This is a genomic window from Frankia sp. CcMO1 (assembly GCF_977945845.1).
The window spans coordinates 4,334-6,649 of the sequence record NZ_CDWTMG010000241.1 but is presented as its reverse complement, the minus strand read 5'-3'; the positions used below and the strand labels follow the sequence as shown (position 1 = coordinate 6,649).

General features: G+C 67.1%; 2 protein-coding genes. One reads left to right on the top strand and one right to left on the bottom strand.

Features of this window, described 5'->3' with window-relative positions; translation table 11 throughout:
* Positions 1–103: 103 nt before the first annotated feature.
* Positions 104–1,453 carry an ABC transporter substrate-binding protein gene (locus AC08OU_RS20600; protein WP_462187791.1) on the top strand — a complete coding sequence of 450 codons (1,350 nt, stop codon included), beginning with the start codon at positions 104–106 and terminating at the stop codon, positions 1,451–1,453.
* 116 nt (positions 1,454–1,569) lie between these two features.
* On the opposite strand, the gene AC08OU_RS20595 is transcribed toward AC08OU_RS20600, so the two are convergent.
* Positions 1,570–2,244, bottom strand: coding sequence for an ABC transporter ATP-binding protein (locus AC08OU_RS20595; RefSeq protein ID WP_462187788.1), 675 nt, complete (start codon positions 2,242–2,244; stop codon positions 1,570–1,572).
* Positions 2,245–2,316 lie beyond the last annotated feature (72 nt).

Below are 2,316 nucleotides of genomic sequence, written 5' to 3'. Positions count from 1 at the left end.
CATAGTCGGCAATGGGACCGGCTGTCGTCAGGTTGACGCGTCGACGATGTTGATCGGCAATAACGTTTCGAGCGTCACCGATCTACCAGGGGAGAGCATGTCCATGCGAGCGAGATCGCTCGTCGCCGCCATTGTGCTGTCGTCGCTGGCGCTCGTCGCCTGCGGCAGCCGGGCCAGTAACAACGGAACGACCTCGGCCGGCAACAAACCGGCCGGGGCGTCGAACAACACAGCCTCGGATATCGGTGTCACGCCGACCGAGATCAAGATCGGTACAATCGCCGGCCTGAACAGCGGTTTCGGGCCGGACACGTTCTCCGCCTCACTGTACGGGGCGCGGGCCTATTTCAAGGCGCTCAACGCCGCGGGCGGAGTCAACGGGCGCACCGTGAACCTCGTCGAGTGTGACGACAAGGGCACCGGTGACGGAAACACGAACTGCGCGCACAAGCTCGTCGACGACGAGAAGGTCTTCGCGCTCGCCGGGGTGACGGCGTTCGACTACACGGGTGCACAGTACATCAACTCCAAGGGTGTGCCGGATATCGGCGGCCAGCCCGTGTCCGCAGCCTACGATCAGTATCCGCACCTGTACTCGATCTACGGCAGCTATTATCCGCGCACCGGCAGCCGTCCCGGCTACAACGGCACGCTCTACGCGGGGACCGAGACCTACCGCTGGTTCAAGCAGAACCTGAAGACCAACGTCGCCGGGGTTGTGTACTACAACGTCGCCCCGTCGGAGCGGTACGCCAAGTCGATCGCGGACGGCCTGCGCAAGGATGGCTACACGGTCATCGAGGAGCAGATCAATCTCGGCGCCCCGAGTTGGGACGCGACGGTCCTCGACCTCAAGCGGCGCGGCGTCCAGATCGTCTTCGACGCGATGGACGACGGCGGTAATGCTCAGCTGTGCAACGCCATTGAGTCCCAGAAAATGCCGATCACGGCGAAGGTGACCCCGCCGCAGGGCTGGGCCAACAACGTCCGCCAGGTCTACAATGCCTCCCCGAATTGCCGGAACACGATCTACTCTACTGGCGGCACCGCCAACTATGCGGACACCCAGATTCCCGCGGTCGCCACGTTCCAGAAGGATCTGCAGGCGGCCGCGCCCGATCGGGTAGCCAAGACGAACCTGTGGATGCTCGAGGGTTACGCCTCGGCCCAGTGGCTGACCGACGCGATCCGGTCCTGCGGCGCCGACGTCACCCGCGCCTGCGTCGAGGCGTACATGAACAGCGGCAAGGACTACGACGGTCACGGCCTGCTCATCCCGACTGGCCGGAACTTCAAGAAGTTGCCTGAACCGCCGTCGCAGGAGCAGAACTGCCTCAACGTCGCCCGTTGGCAGGACTCGGCGAACGGAAACCAGGGCGGCTGGGTGACCCAGGTCAAGGACATGAACACCAACTGCTTCACCGTCCCGGATCTGCCCTACCAGGCCGGCTGATCTCTCACGGGACCGCCCGGGACCGCCCGAGTGATCTCGGGCCCCGGTCGGGGCACCCTCCACGGCGCCACGGAGGGAACCTCGACCGGGGCCTTTCAGCGGGGCCTTTCGCGGCCCTACGCCCGGAATTCCCCCGGTGCGCCCGCGAAGGACCGCTCGCCCCGGTGCAGGACGTAGACCAGGTCCGCCATCGCCAGGGCCTGCTCGGTGTACTGGTCGGCGAGCACGACGGTGGTGCCCGACGCGGCGACCGTCGCAAGCCAGCCGAACAGGTCCGCGGCGACCTTCGGGGATAGTCCGAGCGACAGCTCGTCGACCATCAGGACCGAGGGGCGGGCCAGCAGGGCGCGGGCGAGCGCCAGCATTCGCCGCTCACCGCCGGACATCGATCCGGCCCGCTGCGTCAGCCGCTCCCGCAGCCGGGGGAACGACTCCAGCGCGGGGGTGATGTCGGGGTGCCCGCTGGCTTCCGCGATGATCTGCAGATTGTCCCGGACCGACAGGGTGGCGAAGACGGCCCGTTCGTCCGGCACGAGCATCAGTCCCCGGCGGGCCCGGTCGACGGTGGACATCTTGGTGATGTCCTCGCCGCGCCAGGTCAGACTGCCCGAACGCAGTGGGATCAGCCCGGCCAGCATCCGCAGGGTGGTGCTCTTGCCCGCGCCGTTGACCCCGAGCAGGGCGGTGACCTTGCCGGCGGGGATGGCGAGGTCCAGACCGTGCAGGACCTCCACGGTCCCGTAGCCGGCCCGCGCCCCGGTCAGTTCGAGTTCGGCTGTCGCCGTGGTCACGGTGCCTCCTGCGGCTGCTTCAGGACCGTTTCATCGTGGCGATGGGCAGCCTGGGCCAGGTACACCGACCGC